This is a genomic window from Enterobacter cloacae complex sp. IR5441 (assembly GCF_049238215.1).
Taxonomy (GTDB): Bacteria; Pseudomonadota; Gammaproteobacteria; order Enterobacterales; family Enterobacteriaceae; genus Enterobacter; species Enterobacter hormaechei_C.
Map to the genome: position 1 here is coordinate 14909 of NZ_JBMKIA010000026.1, position 21316 is coordinate 36224.

At 39.7% G+C, this 21316-nt stretch carries 23 protein-coding genes; all 23 read left to right on the plus strand.

Annotated elements, in window-relative coordinates; genetic code table 11:
- The first annotated feature begins 42 nt into the window (after nt 1-42).
- The 23 genes from trhI to ACOTX5_RS20655 all read left to right on the plus strand — a co-directional run bounded on the left by trhI (nt 43) and on the right by ACOTX5_RS20655 (nt 21258).
- Nucleotides 43-1827 carry an IncHI-type conjugal transfer helicase TrhI gene (gene trhI, locus ACOTX5_RS20545; protein ID WP_000517885.1) on the plus strand — a complete coding sequence of 595 codons (1785 nt, stop codon included), beginning with the start codon at nt 43-45 and terminating at the stop codon, nt 1825-1827.
- Nucleotides 1828-2221: 394 nt separating this feature from the next.
- The gene (locus ACOTX5_RS20550) at nt 2222-3094 is read left to right on the plus strand and encodes a hypothetical protein (protein WP_000041927.1); all 873 of its coding nucleotides are present in this window, start codon (nt 2222-2224) and stop codon (nt 3092-3094) included.
- A 57-nt stretch (nt 3095-3151) separates the two neighbouring features.
- The gene (locus ACOTX5_RS20555; RefSeq protein ID WP_234101251.1) at nt 3152-3529 is read left to right on the plus strand and encodes a hypothetical protein; all 378 of its coding nucleotides are present in this window, start codon (nt 3152-3154) and stop codon (nt 3527-3529) included.
- Nucleotides 3530-3589: 60 nt separating this feature from the next.
- Nucleotides 3590-4567 (plus strand): hypothetical protein, encoded by a 978-nt coding sequence (locus ACOTX5_RS20560; RefSeq protein ID WP_000810361.1) that lies wholly within the window; start codon nt 3590-3592, stop codon nt 4565-4567.
- Between the two features lie 57 nt (nt 4568-4624).
- Nucleotides 4625-5683 carry an ATP-binding protein gene (locus ACOTX5_RS20565; RefSeq protein ID WP_000063335.1) on the plus strand — a complete coding sequence of 353 codons (1059 nt, stop codon included), beginning with the start codon at nt 4625-4627 and terminating at the stop codon, nt 5681-5683.
- A gap of 131 nt (nt 5684-5814) precedes the next feature.
- Nucleotides 5815-5988 carry a hypothetical protein gene (locus tag ACOTX5_RS20570; RefSeq protein ID WP_001176645.1) on the plus strand — a complete coding sequence of 58 codons (174 nt, stop codon included), beginning with the start codon at nt 5815-5817 and terminating at the stop codon, nt 5986-5988.
- A gap of 63 nt (nt 5989-6051) precedes the next feature.
- On the plus strand, nt 6052-7179 hold the full coding sequence (locus ACOTX5_RS20575) for a DUF3150 domain-containing protein (protein ID WP_000174396.1): 1128 nt from the start codon (nt 6052-6054) through the stop codon (nt 7177-7179).
- Between the two features lie 77 nt (nt 7180-7256).
- Complete coding sequence (locus ACOTX5_RS20580) at nt 7257-9263, plus strand: VWA domain-containing protein (protein WP_000762700.1); 2007 nt, start codon at nt 7257-7259, stop codon at nt 9261-9263.
- Between the two features lie 72 nt (nt 9264-9335).
- Nucleotides 9336-9557, plus strand: coding sequence for a hypothetical protein (locus tag ACOTX5_RS20585; RefSeq protein WP_000192120.1), 222 nt, complete (start codon nt 9336-9338; stop codon nt 9555-9557).
- 113 nt (nt 9558-9670) lie between these two features.
- Nucleotides 9671-10903 (plus strand): DUF7146 domain-containing protein, encoded by a 1233-nt coding sequence (locus ACOTX5_RS20590; protein WP_000220379.1) that lies wholly within the window; start codon nt 9671-9673, stop codon nt 10901-10903.
- Nucleotides 10904-11172: 269 nt separating this feature from the next.
- Nucleotides 11173-11694, plus strand: a complete 522-nt coding sequence (locus ACOTX5_RS20595; protein ID WP_001011130.1) for a hypothetical protein — start codon at nt 11173-11175, stop codon at nt 11692-11694.
- 78 nt (nt 11695-11772) lie between these two features.
- Complete coding sequence (locus tag ACOTX5_RS20600; RefSeq protein ID WP_000762003.1) at nt 11773-12651, plus strand: hypothetical protein; 879 nt, start codon at nt 11773-11775, stop codon at nt 12649-12651.
- Nucleotides 12652-12720: 69 nt separating this feature from the next.
- Nucleotides 12721-13656 carry a hypothetical protein gene (locus ACOTX5_RS20605; protein WP_000691119.1) on the plus strand — a complete coding sequence of 312 codons (936 nt, stop codon included), beginning with the start codon at nt 12721-12723 and terminating at the stop codon, nt 13654-13656.
- Between the two features lie 68 nt (nt 13657-13724).
- Nucleotides 13725-14645, plus strand: a complete 921-nt coding sequence (locus tag ACOTX5_RS20610; RefSeq protein WP_000991697.1) for a hypothetical protein — start codon at nt 13725-13727, stop codon at nt 14643-14645.
- 66 nt (nt 14646-14711) lie between these two features.
- Nucleotides 14712-15650, plus strand: coding sequence for a hypothetical protein (locus ACOTX5_RS20615; protein WP_000472041.1), 939 nt, complete (start codon nt 14712-14714; stop codon nt 15648-15650).
- Nucleotides 15651-15821: 171 nt separating this feature from the next.
- Nucleotides 15822-16778, plus strand: coding sequence for a hypothetical protein (locus tag ACOTX5_RS20620; RefSeq protein WP_000149830.1), 957 nt, complete (start codon nt 15822-15824; stop codon nt 16776-16778).
- Between the two features lie 263 nt (nt 16779-17041).
- Nucleotides 17042-17317, plus strand: coding sequence for a hypothetical protein (locus ACOTX5_RS20625; RefSeq protein ID WP_001004201.1), 276 nt, complete (start codon nt 17042-17044; stop codon nt 17315-17317).
- Nucleotides 17318-17361: 44 nt separating this feature from the next.
- Nucleotides 17362-17952 carry a hypothetical protein gene (locus ACOTX5_RS20630; protein WP_000578891.1) on the plus strand — a complete coding sequence of 197 codons (591 nt, stop codon included), beginning with the start codon at nt 17362-17364 and terminating at the stop codon, nt 17950-17952.
- Between the two features lie 7 nt (nt 17953-17959).
- Entirely contained in the window at nt 17960-18217 is a 258-nt protein-coding gene (locus ACOTX5_RS20635; RefSeq protein WP_001371933.1) for a hypothetical protein, read from the plus strand.
- A 73-nt stretch (nt 18218-18290) separates the two neighbouring features.
- On the plus strand, nt 18291-18827 hold the full coding sequence (locus tag ACOTX5_RS20640) for a hypothetical protein (RefSeq protein ID WP_000107167.1): 537 nt from the start codon (nt 18291-18293) through the stop codon (nt 18825-18827).
- Between the two features lie 16 nt (nt 18828-18843).
- Complete coding sequence (locus ACOTX5_RS20645) at nt 18844-19290, plus strand: hypothetical protein (RefSeq protein ID WP_000549069.1); 447 nt, start codon at nt 18844-18846, stop codon at nt 19288-19290.
- A 90-nt stretch (nt 19291-19380) separates the two neighbouring features.
- A complete protein-coding gene (locus ACOTX5_RS20650; RefSeq protein ID WP_000119428.1) occupies nt 19381-20343 on the plus strand; it encodes a DNA replication terminus site-binding protein in 963 nt (320 codons plus the stop codon).
- A gap of 9 nt (nt 20344-20352) precedes the next feature.
- Nucleotides 20353-21258 (plus strand): hypothetical protein, encoded by a 906-nt coding sequence (locus ACOTX5_RS20655; RefSeq protein WP_001198595.1) that lies wholly within the window; start codon nt 20353-20355, stop codon nt 21256-21258.
- Nucleotides 21259-21316 lie beyond the last annotated feature (58 nt).

The following is a 21316-nucleotide window of genomic DNA, read 5'->3' on the forward strand; positions in this document are numbered from 1 at the left end:
TATAAAAATGTATAATTATTAAAACGAAGTAATGAGGTTGAAATGGGTAAGCCAACAGAAGAGCAAAGACCTGTTATCGAGAATGCTAGCGCAAACAATATGGTGATAGCAGCGCCTGGATCAGGCAAATCGTTCACCATGATAGAAGCGGTTATATCGATTCTCAAAAAGTATCCATATGCAAGAATCGGGATGGTGACCTTTACTCGCGCTGCAACAAACGCACTTGCAGCAAAGTTACAAAAGCGATTGAGCAAGAAGGATCTTGACCGGGTGCTGGTGGATACTTTTCACGGACTCGTTAAGAAGCAACTGGACATGATTCGCTGGCCGGGAAAGATGTTGATAGGGCCAGCACAGAGATCTGTCATTCACCGGGCTTTGAAAGAATCCGGTGTAACGATGAAGTTTGCTGAAGCTGAATTCGTTATTGATGCTATCGGCAGAGAAATGGATACGGATGTGATTTCAGTTCGGCATAACAGACAACAGATCCATTTGTTTAATACCTATCAGGCGTTATGCCAGAAAGACCATGTGGCGGACCTCAATGCTCTTTCAAAATTTGTTGTCGGTCAAATGCATTCGGGAAAAATGCGCACGTTAGATTTGACACATTTGATAGTAGACGAAGTTCAGGATACTGACTCTATACAATTCTCATGGATAGCATTGCATACAAGAGCTGGAGTCTATACGAGTATAGTTGGAGACGATGATCAGGCCATCTACTCCTTCAGATCCTCAGGAGGAGTCAAAATATTTCAACAGTTTGAAAAACACTTCAGACCTAACATATTTTACTTAAACACATGCTTTAGGTGTGAACCTGAAATTTTAGAGGTGGCCGGAGCACTGATAGGAAAGAATGTTTACCGTTATGCCAAAGAGTTACGCTCGGCAAAAAAGGGAGGGGGAAAGGTCACTTTTCGTTCATATGTAGATATGGAGGAACAGATACAGGGTATTTTAAGCCTTATAAATCAGGATCCACATGGATGGGCAATTCTAAGCCGCAATAATGCTCACTTGGATGAGCTAGAAAGTTTGATCGAACAGCCAGTAATTCGTTACGGAGGTAAATCATTCTGGGATGAAAAAGAAACAAGCGATGTGTTAAGCCTTATGGCCTTTTTCCGACAATCAAATGATCCTCGCTTAATGAAGAGAGTATTGGCATTGTTTGGAGAACAGGAATCAGTTTTGGATGAAGTGGCATTGAGTATGAGAGGAAGAAAAGTTACTTTTGGCGACCTTGCCATCCCGGAGGACAGTTCTCTCGAAACAAAAACATTACATTCAAACTTCGTGCGCTTTACCCAGGAAAGTTCTGATAAAGTTGAGATAGCAAAACGTTTCGCCAACCTTACGAAATGGATGGAATCGTCGTCAATCAAGATGAGGAGTAATAAAGGTACAGCAACCTTAACAAAAATTGCTTTAGACACTTGTAAACAGTGGGCAGAAAAGACTGGTTGGATGAATATGATAAATCGTGCTGCTGCAATGTCATTAGGCCCTAGGAAGAAGGACGAGGAATACAGCCCAGAGAAAGTAGTCCTATCAACCTTGCATGGTTCAAAGGGTCTTGAGTGGAATAAAGTAATAATAATGAGTTGTAATGCGGATCAGATACCAAGTAAAAGATCAGTTGGGGAGGAGGCAATAGAAGAAGAAAGACGTTTGCTTTATGTTGGATTTACGCGTGCAGAAAAGCAACTTTTTGTAATGTGGTATGGTGATCCTTCTTTCTTTTTAAGAGAATGCAGTGAAGAAAAGATAAAAGAAGCAGCTAATATTCGAATTTCTCCACTTTATACAGAATAATTCGATATGGGCATTTACTTATGCTTAAAGCTATAGTATAAAAACAATGAGCTTAAATATCAGCTCCCAAATTTGAGTAACTTTGCTTAAAGTTACTTTCGCGTTAAGCGTTGATTTAGCCGTGAAAAGCGGCCAGCTTAAACAAGCTGTAAGACACCACCGGCAAAATGTCACCTTTGTCGCTGGTGCACTTCCCATGCCTGCAAAAGGCAATCTGAATTTACCAAACCGTAACTAATTTAGCTCCTCCTGGGGCTATTTTTGTTGCGTACTTCTAATGCCAGATAGTATAAATCAGGCGGTTCATAGCTTACGGGAGATGAATGACAGGCTTTGCCTTCGTGTTGAAACAAAAATTTGTTTCTTCCTTCTTACTATATATAGGTGACCCCAAATGTCTAAAAATAAAGCTCGCAGTAAAGCCCTTCATCAAACCTTTAGTGAAATTATTCCAGAGATGGATAAGGCGCTAAACAAACAGCTCTTAGAAGTTCTGATGAAATATACAGAACGTGATAATGAACTGATTGTTATTTTGAATGAGGACGGCCCAAATATCATTGAACTTAAGTCTCTTAAGCCTGTGTCTTTGTTGGCCGAAAAGCTTTCTGCTTATTCAAGCTATTATCATGTGGATGTTGTGGAGCTCGTGGTCAAGAAAATTGATTTCGAAGGAGCTTATAAGCTTCTTAAAGCTTCCCCAGATGTACCACTTTTTAAAAGCTTAACTGAACTGGATAAATATCTTGTTGAGGAGTTTGAAAAATACGGATTAAATTCATTTCTTGACGTGGATAATCTGGATTACTCACTTGAAAAAGCCAGTGAACTCAAAAATGAGCAGTTAATAAATTGGGTTTCGGACATCATTTGCAAACGTGAAAAATTAACTTTACGTAAGCGTTTTGATGTCGCAGTAAAGGCCCACTACGAAAATGTAGAAAAAATGTATGATACCATTCGTCCGTTAATGAAAAAACTGGGTTTCCCAGAAGATCTCATGACGCACACCTTTAGTGAGTTAAGCGTTTTTGAAACTAAAGGATGGGACCATGCAATAAAATCGAAAATTGAGACTCTCGCTAAGCGTGAAACTCAATATTTAGATGATGCGGCTAAAGCAGAGAATCGACGTCTTGTAACAGAGAAGTTGGAGAACTCTTTAGCGATTGCACCAACTAAACCAACAAGAAATTGGTTACATATTGCCGGAATTGCCTGTTTGGTAGTCTGCACGTTCATGTATGTAACTAATAAATTTATTTAATCCTGTTAAGGGGGAACCCTAACGGGGCTTCTCTTTGAACAAATCGAGGAGCGGAAAATGTCATATCTTGAATATATCAATGAAGTAAAAGTGTCCGGGATAGTTATCAGTGCTGTGGAGAAAAAAATGACTGACCAGAGTATAGGTTTGTTAATAAAGCTCAAAAATAGGATGAAGACAGAAGTTGATGGTGAAATCACTGAGAGAGAATTTTCAGTTCAAATCAAGGTGTCGCCTGAAATGTATTCAACCTGTTTCACTGGTATAAATCAGGGTGATGAGTTGATGGTCTCCGGTTATATTGTTGTCGATACTATTATGATTGAAGGGAGAGAACATCCTCTTGACTACATGATAGTGGTAGCAACAAGTAAGTTGGCTCACATACCTAAACCTCTAAAAGGTTTTGGACAAAGTAGCTTTAATCAGATCTGACATTAAACCCACCCTAAAGGGGAGAAATCCCTTCATGGGATTTCTCCTTTTGGAGTCCCCATGAAACAAAAATTTAGGGCTACTGCAATAAGTAGTAATCAACTTAGTTTTTTTTCTATATTCGATATAGATGAAGATGAAATAACGCAAATAGTTGATTCACCCAAAGAGCATTTAAATGATGCATACACGTCCGGATTAAACTTTAAATCAGATGAAAGTAACATTTCTGAGATAAATTATGATTCTGAAAGGCGTGAAAATCACCTTTATGAAAAATCCAAATTACTTAAAAATCAGATTTTGCATACAATTAATTTTGCAGCAGAAACAGATTATCTATATTCGGTTGAAGAATATAACCCAGATTTGGGTGGTCTGGTAATAGAATGGACCCCTGAGGATGTGTATGTTGTTTTTCTATCCGCTATGGAAGAGTCTTTGGAAATCATTAAAGAACTAGTGTTGAGGAGAAAGTTATTCTTCAAAGATGACAATGGTAATATCACAGTGAATCCACTTTTAGAAGCTGAAACACGGTGGTATATGTCAAAATCATTTGAATACACTTGTTTATCTCATGGACTTGATGCATGTGAATTTAGAGCGGAATTAAAATCATGGCTCTATTATCATTCGCATCGTTCGATTAGTGAAAACACGAAATTAGCTGAATGCAGGAATGATGATGAAATCATTTTGCATGATTGCAATGACGATATGGGCTGGGACATCTTCTTTGATCAGGATTATTTAATGTCAGAAAAAAAACTGGCTGTTAAATGGACTGACAGGGAAATTATGGATGTTTACATAAAAGCTTTTAAATCCACATTAGAGTTGTTTGACGAGCTTGTTTCATGTGATCTGTTAACTAAACGAAACGCTTTTGGCAAGTTAGAAATAAATCCAATATTCGAAAATCATTTTGAATGGATCATGTCTGAAGCTTTTGAAATAGTGGGAAATCATCTTGGTTATAATGTGCCTCAAATCAGGAAACTGATGGCAACTATTTGCCAAATGAATCTCAAATAAAATGCCACTGGCAAACATCTGCCAGAGGGCGGTGTTTGCATTTTACCGGAGTTAAAAATGTCTAATGCCGCTATGAAGTTAAATGAAACATCTTCTGATGCTTATGAAAAATTAGAAGCTCTTCTTTCCCCGGATGTTATAAAGTTAAAACATTATGTGGATAAAGGTGAGTATCTTTTAGTTCTAGCAAAGGACCTTTTTGGTATTCCAGAAATGGATCCAAAGATGGCTGTGCCTGTTTTCAAAACTAAAACCTCGTATCGAGCTCCGCTGAACAAAGACTACATACCAAATCCCCGAATACTTGAACAAGTGGTTAAACTGCTTATCAGTCCGGATATAGATTTAAGTGTGTGTCTTAAAGGTGAGTCCGGTTCTGGCAAGACTGAAATGGTAATGTACATTAGCCACATGATGAATTGGCCGCTGACAATTAAGCAGATCAACAGCAATATTCGAGTTGATGAGCTTGAAGGTGAGCGCAGTCTTAATGGTGGTAATACAGGTTTTGTACACAGCGATTTGGTAACGGGATTTCGTAATGGTCACCTCATTCTTCTGGATGAAGTGGACAAAATCGATCCTGATACGGCAGCAAAACTTCACATGCCCATTGAACGTAAGCCCTGGTCACTCAGTGCTAATGGTGGTGAGGTTATAACTGCTAATGGCTACACGCGATTTATTGGTACTGCAAACACAAACATGAGTGGAGGCGCTCGCCGGTTCGTTTCTTCTCAACGTCAAGATGCAGCTTTTATAAAGCGGTTCTTGATAGTTGAAATGGAGAAGCCCGACAAAGTTGCTTTAACCAATGTGCTTACTAAACGATATAGCTCTTTGCCTTTTCAGGTCATTGAGAAGTTCGTAAGAGTAGCGATTGCAGTAAATGACTCTGGTACAGAAGACAGTGTGATGGATATTCGTCAATTAGTAGCTTGGGTTGGCACGTCGATGACGTTAAAAACCTTTAGTCTTCTTGACACTTTCAAAATAGCTTTTGCTTCTGCTTTACCTTTACATGTGGTCGATCTTGTTCTTCAAGCTATAGATCTTTCTCTTGGCGAAGACAAGGATAAATCGCTGGAGTATTTCACAGCAAAAAAGTCGAGTTAGATGGGATTTGTTATGAAACCTCTGATATTTGTATCTCAGAGTTATCCCATCTTGAATTTAGTGCGTTTTTAAGTACGGATGGTGCTGCTACCATTGCTATAGCAAAAAACGGAACTAATTTTACTGGACTTATGCAACTGAATAACGACTATTCTTTATTGTTTTATCATGATGGTAAAATAAATATGGAAGGTCTAATTAAAGAAATGGAATTAAAAGGTTATATGTATCAGGGAGCAATGGGCAATGATGATGTTGCCGCTGAGTTTCCCGGTATTCTTTTAATTGCACCAGAGAAGCTTTAATATCAACCCTATCGGGAAATCTTTCCCGTTGGGGAGGGTTTCCCCTTTTTTTTGGAGAAACCCATGACTTTAAATACTTCAATGCTTAACAAAGTATCTGCAAAACAAATCTCTGAGAATTTTGCAAAATCATATCCAGATTTACTGGAAGGTGCAGTTATAACAAAAATTGAAATAAGTGGCTGTCAAGGATCGCGTCGAACCGATAAAATCGATTTGTCTTATGATGGAGATGATATTACGGATCAAAAAAGCGTATCTAAAAGCGAAGTACGTTGGATTGACATAAAAGCCCTTAGCTTCAAAAGTACGATTACCAGCAGAATATCAACCCTTTGCTCACGCTTGTGCATCCGCTATAGCAATATGTGGATTTTACCAGTTTCCAGTATGGAAGAGTTTCTGGAAGGGGCCCAAGAGATTGAACGAGAGTTTCAGGCAGGTATTCAAAACGTTGTAGACAATTATGAGATGCATATTGAGGCTGAAAAAAATAGAAGCCCAAGAATGTCTTCTTTGATTGATCAGTTGAAATTAACTAAAGATGATTTCATAAAATCCTTTAGATTTAATATTGCTCACTTTATTCCTTTTACGCCTATTAGCGTTGAAGGTGATGAAACCCAGGACTACTATCAGGAACAATTGATAACAGATCTGGCAGAAGAAGCAATGAGGGTTTATGAAAAAATTAGTAAAAATAATAATTTGCGCTCAAGTACTATTGACCGACTGAAGCAAATGCAAAATAAGATCATTAGCTTCATGTTTATACATAAAGAGGCGGCAGTACTTGCAGAAGCTATAAAACACATAATGAATAATTTACCTAAAGGTGCCATTTCTGAACCTCGCGACGTTGCGGTGTTACAGCAGTGGTTTTATTTCATGAGTGATGCTTCAATGTTAAAGCGTATTATTTCAGGAGAGCAAAAGGTTACTGACTGGTTGGAATCTATTACCAGATCATTTAATCAAAGCTCACAAACAGAACCGAACGCGCTACAGAACACAGGTATTGAAGCTATTTTAGATTCAACAAATGTGTTTCAGGTTGAACCTGTCGTAGAGAACGATATAAAAAACAGCACGTTTTCAAACACTGATTCTGTAGCTGAACCTGAGAAATCAGTTTCGCAACAGGAAGACAATGCTGAAAATGGTTTTGATATCGAGCTCAAAGGCTGGTAACTGTTTGCTTTATTAAAAACCCCAGATGGGTACTTCACCATCTGGGTGAGTACCCCTTTTTTATAAAGAGGTATTCTATGAAATTAGATCTTAAATCATCGCCGCGCCATATTAAGCGTTTACAGAATATAGCAAAAGTCATTAGCGGCTTAGGCGATGTAAGAGTTGTAATAGACGACAATACCAAAGGACCGTATTTTGATCCTGTCAATAAAGTTTGTGTTTTACCAAACGGCGATTATAGCGATGATGACTTTGTCAGTCTGATTGAAGGTTTTACCTGTCATGAAGCTGGTCATGGTCGCTATACCGTCAGTGAGGTTTACAGTGACGCCTTTAATAGTGTTCTCATGTCATCTGAAGGGTTTACACGCTTCGATGACGGAATGAATGCAGAGTTTGAGAGCCTCGCTGAGAAACGTAAAGCTTATAGCAGGGCAAAACGTCTTACCGGGCTTATAAATCTGTTCGATGATGTACAGATGGAAGAGAAGGTTGGTAACGATTATCCGGATGCAAAGCGGCGGCTTGCAGCCACTTACGCACTGATGGTTAAAGCCGGAAGGATGACTCCTGATATATCTTCTCGTCCGGAAAATCCTGTCCTATTTATTGAGTGGTATCTGCTTAACTCATTGCGAGTAAAAGTCCTTCAGCAGGTAGGTCACAAAGAAACCCTCGATCCGTTTTTTGACTATGCCCAAAAGATACTTTCTCCAGTAATTTCTGATGTTGAGGAAATTTTTCATGATGCTCTTGGTTGTGAAAATACTCAGGGCTGTGAATCCCTTGCTCGTAAGACCCTGGCTCTTTTAGAGAGACTGCGGGATGAGGCAAAGGAACAACAGCAGCAGACAGAGCAGGAGGAGCAGGAGGCATATGATGAATCCGAGACCGATACCGATACCGAATCAGAAGATAAATCGCTTACGTCGACTGATAGTCGTGAGGATGATTCTGAGGACGATAGTGAAGGTCAGGCAGATACTTCCGATAACGCTGATCTTGCTCAAGAGGGATGTTCTGAGCCTTCAGAACTTGCTGAAGATAACGAGGGAAATAATGAACCCACCGGTGGCAATCCCACGGGTGATAACATTATTGAAGACGATACTGATGCGATTAACCCTTCCGAGAGTGAATCAGATGAAGCCAGTTCGACTAACGTTGAAGATGAAAGTAACTTTTCATCGGCTCAATGGGAGATACTGGCAGATTTGTTGGATGCCTTTCTTAGCAGTGATGAGGATAGCGAAGATTATCACGATGCTTTGGCTAAAGAGATTGAAGGTATTGCATCAAAAGTATCCGATGACGTGAAAGCCGAATTCGGTGCTTCTGAATGGGATATCCCTGATCTCCTTATCGATTTGAATGTTTACAATGAGGCTTTGTCTCTGAGTCATTCAATCGGTAGCGACTTGTCTGTTTTACAGCAGGTTAAAATGCGTGGCCGAAACAAAACTCATGAGCGTGGAATTACCTTCGATGGAAATCGATTAATTCTGTCACAAATGGGAGTTCGTGATGTCTTCAGAGCTCAAAGCGAATCTAAAAATAGAGGGCATGTTGGCCTCGTATTAGTTCGTGATATTTCAGCGTCAATGGCTAATGATGAAAGATATATTCATGCCATTAAGTCAGATCTTGCTTTATCGATGGCCGCTGAAAGTTTGTCAAAAATGCATGTCTCCAATATAGTTTTTCCCTTCAAGGAAAGTGAATTTGAGATTATCAAAACGTTTGATCAAAGCGTTGAGGAATCTCTATCGAAATTCACTCTTGGATGTAAGGGTTATTATACCCCTACGGGATCTGCTTTAATGGCAGCTGTTGATCTGTTACTTGACAGCCAATTCGATAGGAAAATAATTTTTCTTATAACTGATGGTTATCCGAATAAATCGGAATTTACTATCGTCGAAGTTATGGAAAAGGCTAAATGTAATGGAATAGAAATCGTTGGTGTTGGTATTAAGACTGATGAAATAATTGGTTTTGAAACGGACACTTTCGTAACAGTTGATGATACTTCTTTATTGTCTATTGAAGTCAGTAAGCTAGTTCATCAAATACTTTCTTAATAAACTCTACCCAATCGGGGCAAAAAGGCCCCGGTGGGTCTTTTTGCTCCATGAAGGAATAAGGAGCAAAATATGACTCAGATAAAAACTTACCGTGTAGAACATGAAAAAGTCGGTGCGATGCATAAAGTCCGTATTTTCGGACGTGTTGGTGAAGTTATAAGCAATGATAGCCCTCAGGAAAGAATCTTCCGCGAAGTCACTATAGCGGAGGGTAATAGCCAGCAGGCTGCGTTACTTGTAGATAACTACATACAGCGTCTTGAGAATAATGGCTTCACGACTGAAGCATAAATGTTGAGGGCCCCCGGGCCCTCTTTCTTAAATTCTGCGTTGTGGGTTTCTCCCTGTCTTCTGCACCGCAGAAGGCATTGAGAAACTCACAATGCCAGATAAGAGAGATCATCATGACTTATGCATCCCCGGCTCTTCGTCGTAAACCACAGGAAGTATCTGAACACTTTATTAAACTCGTTCATGCTCGAATTGCTGAAGTGTCTGGCTGGAAGTATATATTCGAAAGAATACCTGCTTTCAAAGACGCTTGTGCAAAAGCCCCGAGCCAGGTTCCTTGCCCGTTTACTGGCGCAGGGAAATCGAAGTTTCGTTTCCGGCAAAAAGACCTTTATACCGGATGTGCGATCCATAATGACTTTCCGGTAAATGAGTTTTGCGACGGAATTGATGTTCTGGCGAAATATTATGAATTAAGTAAAACGCAGACTTGCAAAAAGATTCTCTCAGATTTTTTCGGGATGGATCTGCATGCTCCGTTAACTGACGCCGACATTGAAAATGAACGACGCTATAAATCAGCAGTTCGTGCCACAGAAACTCTTGACCGAGAGGAAGTGGCAAAGCGAATGCGAAAACTTGATGTGATGTATCACTATACCGGTGAAATAAAGCCTAATACTCCTGTTGCTTTGTACCTCCGTAATCGTGGGATCTCCCGCTTACTGAGTCACTTACCAAAGGATTTAGGCTTTAATAACCGGATCTACTATTGGGATAAAGATAAGCAGAAATCGATTATCTATCCGGGAATGATTGCAATCTATCGTGACACCCGAGGTCGGCCTCTGACTATCCATAGAACATACGTAGACAAAAACGGTGATAAGGCACCTGTAGAAAATCCAAAGCTGATGATGAAGCCTCCTGCCGATATGACAGGTGGCTCAATTCAGTTGTTTGACCCTCACTATGATTCAGGTAGTTCGACCTGGACACTGGGAGTGGCTGAAGGGATCGAGAATGCGCTTTCTGTTGTAGAAGCGACTTCAACACCATGCTGGGCAGCCAGCTCCGCATGGTGCCTTGAAAACGTTACTGTTCCTGATTTTTTACTGCCTCCGCCGGATGTAAAATATATAAACTTTTATATCTGGGCGGATAAGGATATTGCTAACTCACAAGGCACTCGTGCCGGTATCGAAGCTGCTCAGCGACTTCAAAGCCGCATGGTTGAGTTTTTGGCTAAACGATATCCCGCATCAAAGCTGACAATTGAAGTCTTCGAACCAGCACAAGATATTCCTGATGGGAAAAAGGGTATCGACTGGAACGATGTTCTCCAGTTAACAGGGCAGGATGGATTCCCGATTCACTGGGCTCCTGAATGTCTTAATCAGCTGTAACAACGATAACTCCCCCGCATTTTGCGGGGGGGGTTATCTTATCAATATTATTTTTTAAATTGTATTGATAAGATAACCGCTTTCCTTCGTGATAATTACCTGCCTTTAAGGTCTTTTCACGGCTGAGATGCTTGCTCAGTTAAATAAATGTGCGGTACTACTGGCTATGGTCGGTTGTATGACATGGTTATTCCATAAACTATTAAAACCCATAACGGGAGTATTACCGTTATGGTGATGCTCGTCGTTTTACATCGGAGAGCATTTTAATGAATTTTCAAACTAACGAAGTTTTTAATAAATTTGCTGCTGTTATAAAATCGCGCATCGTCAATGAACCATCGTCATGCTATTTGCTGCATGATAATGAGATAGATATAACGATTTTGAAACATGGCATATTAGAAAATGACAGAAACCTGTTGTACGTAGTTCGTCCTTCAGGAACGTGTTTGTTGCGTTGTGACAAATATTTCTATCCGAAATATTATCTTCGTTGCCGTGGAGATTATAAGTCATTCATATATGTCCATCTTGATCTACATAGTGGTGAAGCTAAAGAAATCACATGGGAGCAAGCAGACGATATGCTGTCTAGTCCAGGAAAACCCCCATTAAAAGGAAATCTTGGACGATTTGAGTATATAAAAGTTGTGGTTGAGGACCTTCGTATTCGAGGTTACGCTGATTATCTTCCTGCGTATAATCTTGATGACCTTCGCCGTTTTGCCTTACAGGACGACCGCCCATCCCTTGTCAGATACATTGACAATGTAATGGCAACGGTCTGATTGGTTGCTAATTGATTTACATATTTTCCCTGATGGCCAACCTGCATCAGGGAGGCCTCAATAACGACTGGAGGCTGTATGAAGTTAGCTACGGACCTGGTAAAAGCTATTTTGATTAGAAATGGTGTTGAACCAGTAAATATAAGCGAATCATCTAAATTATCTTTGAAACAACCACTGACAGAACTTAAATTCAGTTTATATTTGCGAACTGAGCATTTATCTCACTTCCTACCCGGTTATGTTTATTCTATAAAAGAATGTCCACTGTCATATGACATCGGGATCGAAATTCAGAAAATCTTCGAAAGTTTACATTTGTTAAACGAAGAATTTGAATCCCTCGGTTTTGTTTCTGTATGGATAGAAATGCATCAAAGCATTTTTGAACAAAGTCGGTTTAAGAAAAGTAACTTTACTTTTCGGGAGGAAGAGGTCGAGCTTGCTAAAGGGCTTGTTTGTTCTCACAATTCACAAATAAGTAATGCGGCTTATTTCTGGCTTCAGCACTTTGAGGAGTTTATGATTTATGTTCGTAATAAGCTTATCGACCTCTTTCGAGAGGCCTATGACCTGATCCTTGGAATGCAGCAAGTATTTTTCATTCGGGAAAAGGAAGAGCTGTTGAAAACTATAAGTTATGGGGATGACCTGTATGAGGTGAAATTAATGGCGGCTGAGCTTTACTCTATCGAACAGAACTTAAAGTGTTCTGAATCGATAAGTACAAAATCTCAAGCTTCGGCATATATTAACCGCATCCGTGAGTTTGTGCGTTCGGGGTGGAGGCAGGGCTATATAGTCTGCCATCATAAGCGAAGTAATCAAATCTCATCATTGTCATTACCGATGTACTTGAAAGATACGTCAGGCCGAAGTGCTCGAAAGCGAGTAAAACGTCTTATATCTTCTACAGTTTGTGGTAGAAATAAAGATTTAGGTCTTACAGATTTTTAATTAAATTATACCCATGTGGGGATCACACCCCATATGGGAGTGATCCCTTTTTTATTGAGAGAGGATCACATGAAAATTATCGAAAAAATCATTAATGCCTTTTTGGTTGTTCAACATAAAAAAATACAGGTTAAAAACATTACATTTTTAGACAATGGGCAGGGCATGTTCTCTGGTATGTCTTTTGATGCTGATGTTTCACTGGAGTTTATGTATGAATCAGCAAAAGCATATAGTTCTTGTTTCTGTGATATTCCCTTTCCAGGTTTTGAAGATGCAAATCTGGAGGAAATTACGAAATTTCAATTAGATGCTTTGAAGCAAAGAAAGAATCATTCTTTCATTGTTAACCATTTGAGGTTTCCTATAGTTTTAAGGGAAGGGTGCAAAATCGAAAGAGGAGAAGTCTATTCAATTTCGAATTGCACTTATAATAAAGAAAGATTGCAGTATCTTTTTTCTCAGGATATTTACGGTAAGTTGTATAATTCCTTAGAGAAAGAATTAAGCTCGTTTTTCTCATTTATCAATGTTGAGGTGCACGAGTTGTTAAAAGATGCTGTATGCTTTGCATTAAAAATCCTGAATAAGATATCTTTGGATACACCTGAAAGACTTATTAAAGCTTTTAATTATCGTGACTGGTATTGTAGTTACGATGTTGAGCTTTTTAGGAAAGGCTTACCTGGTCATATTCTGGAAGAGCTCATTGCTCCAGATATCTTACTTTCAGACCTTAACGGTTGTAGAAAAATACTTAGAAATGCAAAACGATTTCTAAATGGACATACAAAAACCAATTGTGTTTATATTAAATATGAATGGTGGTTGGGGCCTGTGGATACCTCACACTCAGCTAAGTTGATGTCTGACAAAGAAATTAACAACCGAAGTGACTTGAAGAATTTTTCAAAGGTCTTTTTCAAAGAGTGTTTAAGTTCTGGTAAGTCGGAATATGAAAACCATCTTAGTGAAAAAGAACATGCGCTTCGCTACAATTATTAATTAAAATTATTTTCTCCCATAGGGATTTCTCCCTTTGGGAGAAATCCCTCTATTAAGAGGGTATTTAAATGAATGCGATACAAAAGTTAGTTGAATCTATTCTTGTTAAAATGGGTTTTGTTGGCGCTGTAGTGGAAAATATATATTTGGATTCAAAACCATTTCGGCATATTCGATTTGTGGCTGATATTCCAGTAATATCTTTTCTACCTCATTTGGTGAAATATCTTAAGGGCGCAGACCATCTTTACTGTGGTAACGATGATTTGCATCCTCTTTTCATTTATTTTTCCGAAGCGGCTACATTAAAAGCAGGCCCTGTAAATCTCGCGAACTTTCGTTTTGAAGTTTCTATAGCTTCAACTCATTTACGACTGGTCTCAGAGCAGCCTGATTTGCTTATCAAAGGATTTAACCGGGATAATCTAGAATACGTTTATTACCGCTCAGATTTGGCCTCTAAGGATCTTATACTAGGCCTTGTTGAACACGGTTCTCCTTTCATAAAACATCTACATGGACTTATACAAAAGCGAATTTTAAACGAGTTCTCTCTGATTTTTTCTGTTCTTGAAAAGATTTTAGAAAGCGCGAAGCCACAAATTCTTGCTTGCTTCCATAGTGTTGATTATGAAATGAACGTAAAAATAATAGCCGAAGCTATACCTGAAACTGTATCTAATCAGATAGTCACATCTGATTATATAGTTAATTCTATATCAGATGCGGACAAGTTTATAAATCATGTTCGTCGCTATTTAGCAGGCAGGGTAATGAAGAGGCGGATATACGCTGAATTAGATGTTTGTGAAGAAACATCAAATATTTCACTAGTGAACTTAGGATGCTTTACGTCTCCTCTGCTCGTTACGGAATATCAAATGTTTAAGCCACACTCTTCAGGGTTATATCGAAAAGCTATAAACAACTCCTTAAAACAGTTCAAACCAGAAATGCATGTACCTTCTGAAGAACTCTTTTATAATTAATCTAACCCATCCGGGAACTTGCTTCCCGGTGGGAAGCACTTCCTTTTTAGTCATGAGGTAGTGTAAATGTTTAAAGAATCTGACCACGTGGAATTTGTTAGTGCCTTTCTTTATCAAAATTTAGGCCTTAATGTTCCCGCTGACGATATAACCGTTCAATTATCTGATACTTCGTTCGACAAAGTAACCTTTGATTACGATGTAGATATCGATAATTTAAATTGTATGTTGGATCTCTACATATCTGAACTAATAAAGCACAACGCATCTTACTCCGATTCTATTCTTTTGAAACAAAAAATAATTTATTTTCTTGGAGTATTTAAGAATTTCGGATTTTTTACGTTTGATATTCGCGGATATAGTAATACTTTAAGCCCAGTTAAAGTTATTGATATTGTTTCAATGATTATTAATGACTGTGAAGAGTTATCTAAAGCTAATTCTTCTACTGATGCTATAAGAAATCTTTATCTCGATAAAATGAAGGTGGATGGGAAAGTGTTAGTTGCGAAATTTGCACTTAAACAGTTTTTTCATTCCGACTTTGGTGACTTTATCTCATTTGTCGAGAAAAGAATTACAGATTGTCTTAATGAAACTTTAAGGATTATCAAAGCTGTTGAACATGGCTTTGTACGTGTTGGGCAGCATAAGATTAATCGCCGTATTAATGATGACTTAAAGTTATGCATTGATTTCAATACTGATGATTATCCGGCAAATATGCCAGATATATATATTAAGTTTAACGATACATTTGATGGGAACGGGGCGTTATATTGTGACAATGATGCCCTCATATCCCTCTATACCGATGTTGCTTCAATTATCAATGTGCCGGTGATGATGGAAGTAAGATTGATCAATAAAAGAGGGCGTGTTGTCTGTGATTCTTCGCATTCAACTTACGTATCTCTCGAAAGTAATGACCGATACAGAGTAACTGATCGCACATTACTAATAACTGAAGCTTTTGACGATTTTCGTAACGCGTCTCAATGATCCTTTTGCTTCAGTCCAAAAAAGTAACTTTGGTTGGCTGAAGACACTTGTCTATGACAATGTAAAATCTGTCGCTGGCATCTTCTTTTAGCTTAACCAAACTTTTATCTAACCCAGTGGGGAAGTCGCTTCCCTTCTGGGGCACTTCCTCTCAAATTTGAGGTAGTGTATATGACACATTCATCTGATGATAAAAACTATGTCCGAGCAGTTCTGAGCTATCTTGGCATAGATTTTGATGAGGCGGATATAGTATTAAGTGTTTGCCATTGTCAAAGTGACGAGCTTTCTTTTACCTGTAATATCAAAGCTATTGAACTCAAGAATGCTGTTGATTTATATGTCGATAGTATCTCTGAGAATGAAATAGAAGCTTTAAACAGAGAATCTTTAAAATCTCGACTCTGTTACTTTCTTGAGGTGTTTGACGCAGTCTCTGGTCAGTACCTTGAGATTTCAGGAAAACACTTTGCAACTAGCCGTTTTGAATATGATGATGTTTGTAGTGAAGTTCTTAGCATGTCTAATGATGTTTCTCAGTCGAAAGGTTATGACCGGGATGAATATAACAGACTGATGCAGGTTGATGGTCAGGTTATGATTGCCCGTTTTGCTTTGCAACAGTTCTGGGATACTCATTTTATTGGACTAATAACATTTGTATCTGAGTCTATAACATCGAGCCTCTATAAAGCTTATGAAACTTTTAGTGATATAAGTTTGGCTTGCTATAAACTGAGTGAATATTCTTATTCACGCTCTATCAACAGTGAATTGACCCTTAATATTTCACTTAAAGAAAATGACTTCTGTGAGGACCTATCTGATTGCTATATGGAAGATGAGGCTTTACCTTCTGGTAGGGTAATTTCTCGACGCAACAATGACTCCATAATAAGTATTTATGAGAGCTATGCTGCGGCTTCTTATATTCCGATGATTGCATCTTTGGAAGTCGTTGATGAATACGGCGAAGTGGTTACTGACCTCTGCCATACCGTTTATGTTTCAGAGTTAACCGGTGGGCGGATTAAAATCCACGACCGTAATGACTTAGTATCTGAAGTTTTCGATAACCTAAGAAATTTAAATCTTGCAGTTGGAGATTCAGTTTCACAAGCTGCTTGATTCTTTCCCTGATTTTGATTTTTTCTCACATACTCTTATGGCACGGTTTCCGTGCCTTTTTTTTGCCTCGCTTACAAGCGTCTACTCCTCTTCTACCTATCCCACCTTACATCACCACTTAAAATCTATCTTTCTAATTCCATTATCCTTTTCGTAGCCTCTAATGCTCTGGTATGAACATACTCTTTAAACTCAAAAAAGTGCTATTAACGAAAAAAAATCCCTAAAGAGATTTGTATACTGTTCTCAACCAAGGAGAGCTCATGAATGAACTAAAATCCAAAAACGAGAACAGTACCAAAAGCAACTTTCCCCCGGTTGATAATCAGTTTTGCTTTTACCATGTTGATTTCAGCATAGAACGACTACTTTCAACGGCCGAGGATCTCCAGCTTGAGTACATCTTCCAGAAACCTGGAAGTGAAGTAAGAAAGGATTTGGTTGAGCGATTCGAACGTGGAGAGCGCTTTGTTACAGCTTCACACTGTGACAATTTCTGTGAAATCCTTGGTTGTCAAGGCCATCAGGAAAATGCATAAACCCATAAACCTACATTTCCACTTTTAAGGATGTTCACTAAAGAATGATTGGAGAAAGTATTTTTGACTGGGTAATTTACGGAATATCCATTTTGATATTTGCCTCAGCACTAATTGAAGGAAAGACAACTCGCTACCCAGCACTTTTTTTCTATGGGAGTTTAATTTTAATGTTAATCCTGATAGTTGCTGGAGGCCTTAACTGGTGGTTCTACAGGTCAAAATATGGCGCAGTAATCGTTATCTTCACAGTGGTCTCTTTACTGATGACTCGATTCCGCCTGGTCATATATAAATTAAGATTAAGAAAGTTAGTTTCAGAAATCAGATTTCGTATAAAAACGGGTTTTCGTATAATTCTTGTTTTGTCGGATAATGAGGATGAGCGTAATGTTCTGCTGTCTATGCTTAGCAACGTATTGCCAGAGCAAACGCTTATTCACACGCGTGATGCTCTCGGACCTCATTCAGAGCCTATCCTAAAAGCTCTTGAGCTACATCATCAACAGGGAACAGGTTACATACTCGTCTGTGAACAACAAATCTCAGCGCGTACGTGGTTGAGTATCGTAGAAAATGGGAAACCTGATACATCTATAGCTGTTAATTTTCATTCGATCCCAGAAATGGAGTGATTTTTCAATGAGTAGAACCGTTTCACAAAGTGTCACAGAAGATTGTCTTTTTGATACCCGCACACAAGTCAGATTACAACTAAGTCGAAGCGTTCATAAAACGCTGGCATCTGCTAAAGAAATTTTACAGGGAAGGGGGGTTGATTCGGTCTCTATTGAAGATCTTGTGCGAGCCTGTCTTGAAGAGAACCAGCCAATTGATCTAGCCTCACTTTACCTTGAAAATCTCTTAAAACAGAAAGGTACCAGCATTTGCGATTTTTAGTGTTTTCAAACCTATTAGATAAAATGCCGGTTGTGTTTATATAACATCAATAATTTCATGCAACAGGTAAAACATGAGTACTCAAAAGCAACTTTCCAGAACTACCGGCACTGAACGTATGTTTAAGGAAGAGCTGGCGTTATCCTTAATTTGTTGGGTTTTCACCAGTCCTTTTACCAACTGGACCGATAAAGTCTTCAGTGGTATTGAAGTTCCGTCTGAAGGACCGTCATCATTACGGGGTGAGACAGAAAAATTCTTTCGTTTTGTCGTTAATGAAGAAGGCTACGACGCAGGAAGGGCTGCTATTGGTCTTGACCTATGTTGTTTTTCACTTCCGTTGTGTTTGTTCCCGGACGCTGCCCTGTCTGAGGAAGAGGTTATGAGTAAGTTAACCGGAGAAGTTATCCATGGAATTCTTCTTTCCTTACCTGAGTTTATTGATATGCCAGAAGTGCTCGCTTACCAGGTCAGGGATGAAATTCTTGCTTTTAACACTCGCTGTGGAGACGGGATCTTTCATGGTTGGAACACGGCTTCAGAATTGTGGAAGTTTGAAATCTTTCCCCGCACCACCATCATGATGCAGCATACTTCGGCAATACATTAAAATTAGGCGGGGCAGAATGCATAAAAAACTTTTTCTTCTCGAATGGAAACCCTGTCAGAGCCGCGTATGGGCCGGTTGGATGGCCCTGTGGTTGACTATCAGTTTTCTGATGTTATCTGCCTTGCTTATGACAGATCATCTCCTGAACAAAGTCATCCTGCCGCCAACATGGTTGTTGATCTGGTTTTCGCCAATGCTGGGGTTTTTGATAAAAGTTCGCGTCGTCGAAACTCAACATTTCCTGGAGCATGACCTCTGTGTTGCAGGTTTCTCTTTTTACCGCTGGAAGAGGTTAGTTTCTCCCGGGCTTTGGTCAGTTGACTGTATAAATGGTCGTTTTCGCCTCAATCGGATCACCCAGGTGGGTAAGACTATCCACTATCCATGGCGTCTCCATTATCATCCTTTGTTCATGAGCCCTATCGAACATAAATCGCATGCTGTGAAAGCTGTTTCAAAATGACTTCTTTAGAGGTTTACATGACATTTATGTTCTGCAAGGTCAGCCTGGGCAGCAAAATTGATTGGAAATAACATGAGCCTGGAGAAACGTATGAGTTATGACGATTTGCCCTATTTTCGTGACCAGATTCTGGAACGCATCGACTCGCTCAAGTGTTTTCTTTCGAACACCCCCCCGATGATGGCAAACCTGATGACTGTCTCCACCGTATCTAGAACAGAAGAGCGCTTGAAGCAGGTTAAACCCATCAGGGTTAGTATTAAAGACGATGCTTCGGTTGAGGAAATTATTCAGGCACTTACTGACATCTGTGTGGATGACATAGAGTCATTAAGTCATGATTCCACCAAAGTAACCACTAAATACCCGGGTCTAATCATTGTCCCCGAAAGAGCAGATCTTCTCGAAAGCTTGATCACTTCTATAAACGAAGCAAAAAATGATTTTGCTGCGGCAATGAGGCGTATCGATAATAAAAAGAATGTCCGTTTTGATAAAGTGCACAAGAAGCTCCCGGGCCTTGTCGCTATGCACTCAACAAGAAATATCCTTTTCATCAAGTCCCAGCTTAAAAAAGTTACTTTTTCATGGCGGCTAAACCGAAACCAGGAAGTTAAAACAGCAGAGCAACTTGTGAGTTTGTTGGAGCGCAGGAGAGCCTCAGAAGTAAAAAATGTAGCAACTACCAATTTGAATGTCGTGTCTAATATCGATAAGGCTTTACACCGTCTTGAATTTCACCCACTGAAGCAGGGCGAATCTTATCGCCTTTGTCGAACTAACTCTTTCCCTGTTCCGATTGCTCACATTTTTGCATTTAGGCCTGAAGGGCAGGAACGAAACGGGAATAAATATGCTGAGACTGATTATTCAGTAGTAAAAGCATCCTTGCCCATTTTCGCAGCAGGCAACATACCTCAATTAAAAACGCTCTCTGACTGGGCTCCTGAAAACAGCCAGGGTCCGTCCAACCAACGGAAGCTGAGCCTGAAATATACAGAACTCGTGCCGGGGGCTGAGCTGGGCATTTTCATTGTCAGCCCCGAAAATTAAGGAACAACAATGCAATGGATTTCCACAGCCAGCCAGAAAATCGATGAGCGTCTCTATCGTGTCTGCGTCTGGGTAAAAAAATATCACGCTGATGCGATTAACCGCGTTGTGCTAACCGTTGATCTAAGTAAAGCCCGACATGACCCTGACGAGGACCAGGTAAGAGCAGAGCTGCTGTGCGGCCATTATTTTTTGCTTCGTAAGGAAAACGCTTCGAACTCTGCGCCTGACGATCAAAAGTTTGCTTTCCTGCCTGACGGGCGCAATCTGTGTTGGCAGACCGCAACCCCGGTGCTTCAGCATCTCCTACTCAATAAAAACGTTCCTGAGTCGCTGAGGTTGCTTACGGACTACATACATATGCGTCTGGCCAGGCTGACAATGGTACCTATGTCCGGAACCATCATGAACGAGGCTCTGCTGGACAGCATCAGCTGGGTTAAGGTGGATTTGACCTACTTCTGGCAGTACGAACAGCTCAGCTCTCATCTGGGACCCATCCAGATAACCCACAAGGCACTTGTACGCTTCGGGCACCTGGCAAAGAATGATGAAAACTCCAGTGCCATAAGAATTCTGCGTCAGCGTCTGTCTTCAGAATTCTTACAAGAATTTCAGATGGCTGAGGATGAGCTAAAGCGCAAACAGTCGTTGATGGGCACCATGGACGTGAAAATGCTGTTTCATGCTCATTACCCCAGCCAGAAGATGCTGGTGGCTCGATATAAAAATGGTTGGGTAATGGTGGATTGTTTTCTGTTTCACCATACCAAACCTAAGAAAAAAGCAAAAAACAAAACTACTGTGGCTAAGCCTCAACTTAAACAGACTAAAAGAGAAGGGAGTGAAAATGGAACTGGGCATTATGGTGTGCATCGTGTTGTTACTCTCAGTGGCGGCGGCGTGGATCAGTAATAAGACAGTTGATTTGCTCGAAAGATTCTATTTCAAGCGTCCGCTGAGCATGGAGTAC

What these genes read in the sequence shown, in the direction of transcription:
- trhI (WP_000517885.1), top strand. Translation starts at nt 43, where the DNA reads ATGGGTAAGCCAACAGAAGAGCAAAGACCTGTTATCGAGAATGCTAGC.
- ACOTX5_RS20550 (WP_000041927.1), top strand. Translation starts at nt 2,222, where the DNA reads ATGTCTAAAAATAAAGCTCGCAGTAAAGCCCTTCATCAAACCTTTAGT.
- ACOTX5_RS20555 (WP_234101251.1), top strand. Translation starts at nt 3,152, where the DNA reads ATGTCATATCTTGAATATATCAATGAAGTAAAAGTGTCCGGGATAGTT.
- ACOTX5_RS20560 (WP_000810361.1), top strand. Translation starts at nt 3,590, where the DNA reads ATGAAACAAAAATTTAGGGCTACTGCAATAAGTAGTAATCAACTTAGT.
- ACOTX5_RS20565 (WP_000063335.1), top strand. Translation starts at nt 4,625, where the DNA reads ATGTCTAATGCCGCTATGAAGTTAAATGAAACATCTTCTGATGCTTAT.
- ACOTX5_RS20570 (WP_001176645.1), top strand. Translation starts at nt 5,815, where the DNA reads ATGCAACTGAATAACGACTATTCTTTATTGTTTTATCATGATGGTAAA.
- ACOTX5_RS20575 (WP_000174396.1), top strand. Translation starts at nt 6,052, where the DNA reads ATGACTTTAAATACTTCAATGCTTAACAAAGTATCTGCAAAACAAATC.
- ACOTX5_RS20580 (WP_000762700.1), top strand. Translation starts at nt 7,257, where the DNA reads ATGAAATTAGATCTTAAATCATCGCCGCGCCATATTAAGCGTTTACAG.
- ACOTX5_RS20585 (WP_000192120.1), top strand. Translation starts at nt 9,336, where the DNA reads ATGACTCAGATAAAAACTTACCGTGTAGAACATGAAAAAGTCGGTGCG.
- ACOTX5_RS20590 (WP_000220379.1), top strand. Translation starts at nt 9,671, where the DNA reads ATGACTTATGCATCCCCGGCTCTTCGTCGTAAACCACAGGAAGTATCT.
- ACOTX5_RS20595 (WP_001011130.1), top strand. Translation starts at nt 11,173, where the DNA reads ATGAATTTTCAAACTAACGAAGTTTTTAATAAATTTGCTGCTGTTATA.
- ACOTX5_RS20600 (WP_000762003.1), top strand. Translation starts at nt 11,773, where the DNA reads ATGAAGTTAGCTACGGACCTGGTAAAAGCTATTTTGATTAGAAATGGT.
- ACOTX5_RS20605 (WP_000691119.1), top strand. Translation starts at nt 12,721, where the DNA reads ATGAAAATTATCGAAAAAATCATTAATGCCTTTTTGGTTGTTCAACAT.
- ACOTX5_RS20610 (WP_000991697.1), top strand. Translation starts at nt 13,725, where the DNA reads ATGAATGCGATACAAAAGTTAGTTGAATCTATTCTTGTTAAAATGGGT.
- ACOTX5_RS20615 (WP_000472041.1), top strand. Translation starts at nt 14,712, where the DNA reads ATGTTTAAAGAATCTGACCACGTGGAATTTGTTAGTGCCTTTCTTTAT.
- ACOTX5_RS20620 (WP_000149830.1), top strand. Translation starts at nt 15,822, where the DNA reads ATGACACATTCATCTGATGATAAAAACTATGTCCGAGCAGTTCTGAGC.
- ACOTX5_RS20625 (WP_001004201.1), top strand. Translation starts at nt 17,042, where the DNA reads ATGAATGAACTAAAATCCAAAAACGAGAACAGTACCAAAAGCAACTTT.
- ACOTX5_RS20630 (WP_000578891.1), top strand. Translation starts at nt 17,362, where the DNA reads ATGATTGGAGAAAGTATTTTTGACTGGGTAATTTACGGAATATCCATT.
- ACOTX5_RS20635 (WP_001371933.1), top strand. Translation starts at nt 17,960, where the DNA reads ATGAGTAGAACCGTTTCACAAAGTGTCACAGAAGATTGTCTTTTTGAT.
- ACOTX5_RS20640 (WP_000107167.1), top strand. Translation starts at nt 18,291, where the DNA reads ATGAGTACTCAAAAGCAACTTTCCAGAACTACCGGCACTGAACGTATG.
- ACOTX5_RS20645 (WP_000549069.1), top strand. Translation starts at nt 18,844, where the DNA reads ATGCATAAAAAACTTTTTCTTCTCGAATGGAAACCCTGTCAGAGCCGC.
- ACOTX5_RS20650 (WP_000119428.1), top strand. Translation starts at nt 19,381, where the DNA reads ATGAGTTATGACGATTTGCCCTATTTTCGTGACCAGATTCTGGAACGC.
- ACOTX5_RS20655 (WP_001198595.1), top strand. Translation starts at nt 20,353, where the DNA reads ATGCAATGGATTTCCACAGCCAGCCAGAAAATCGATGAGCGTCTCTAT.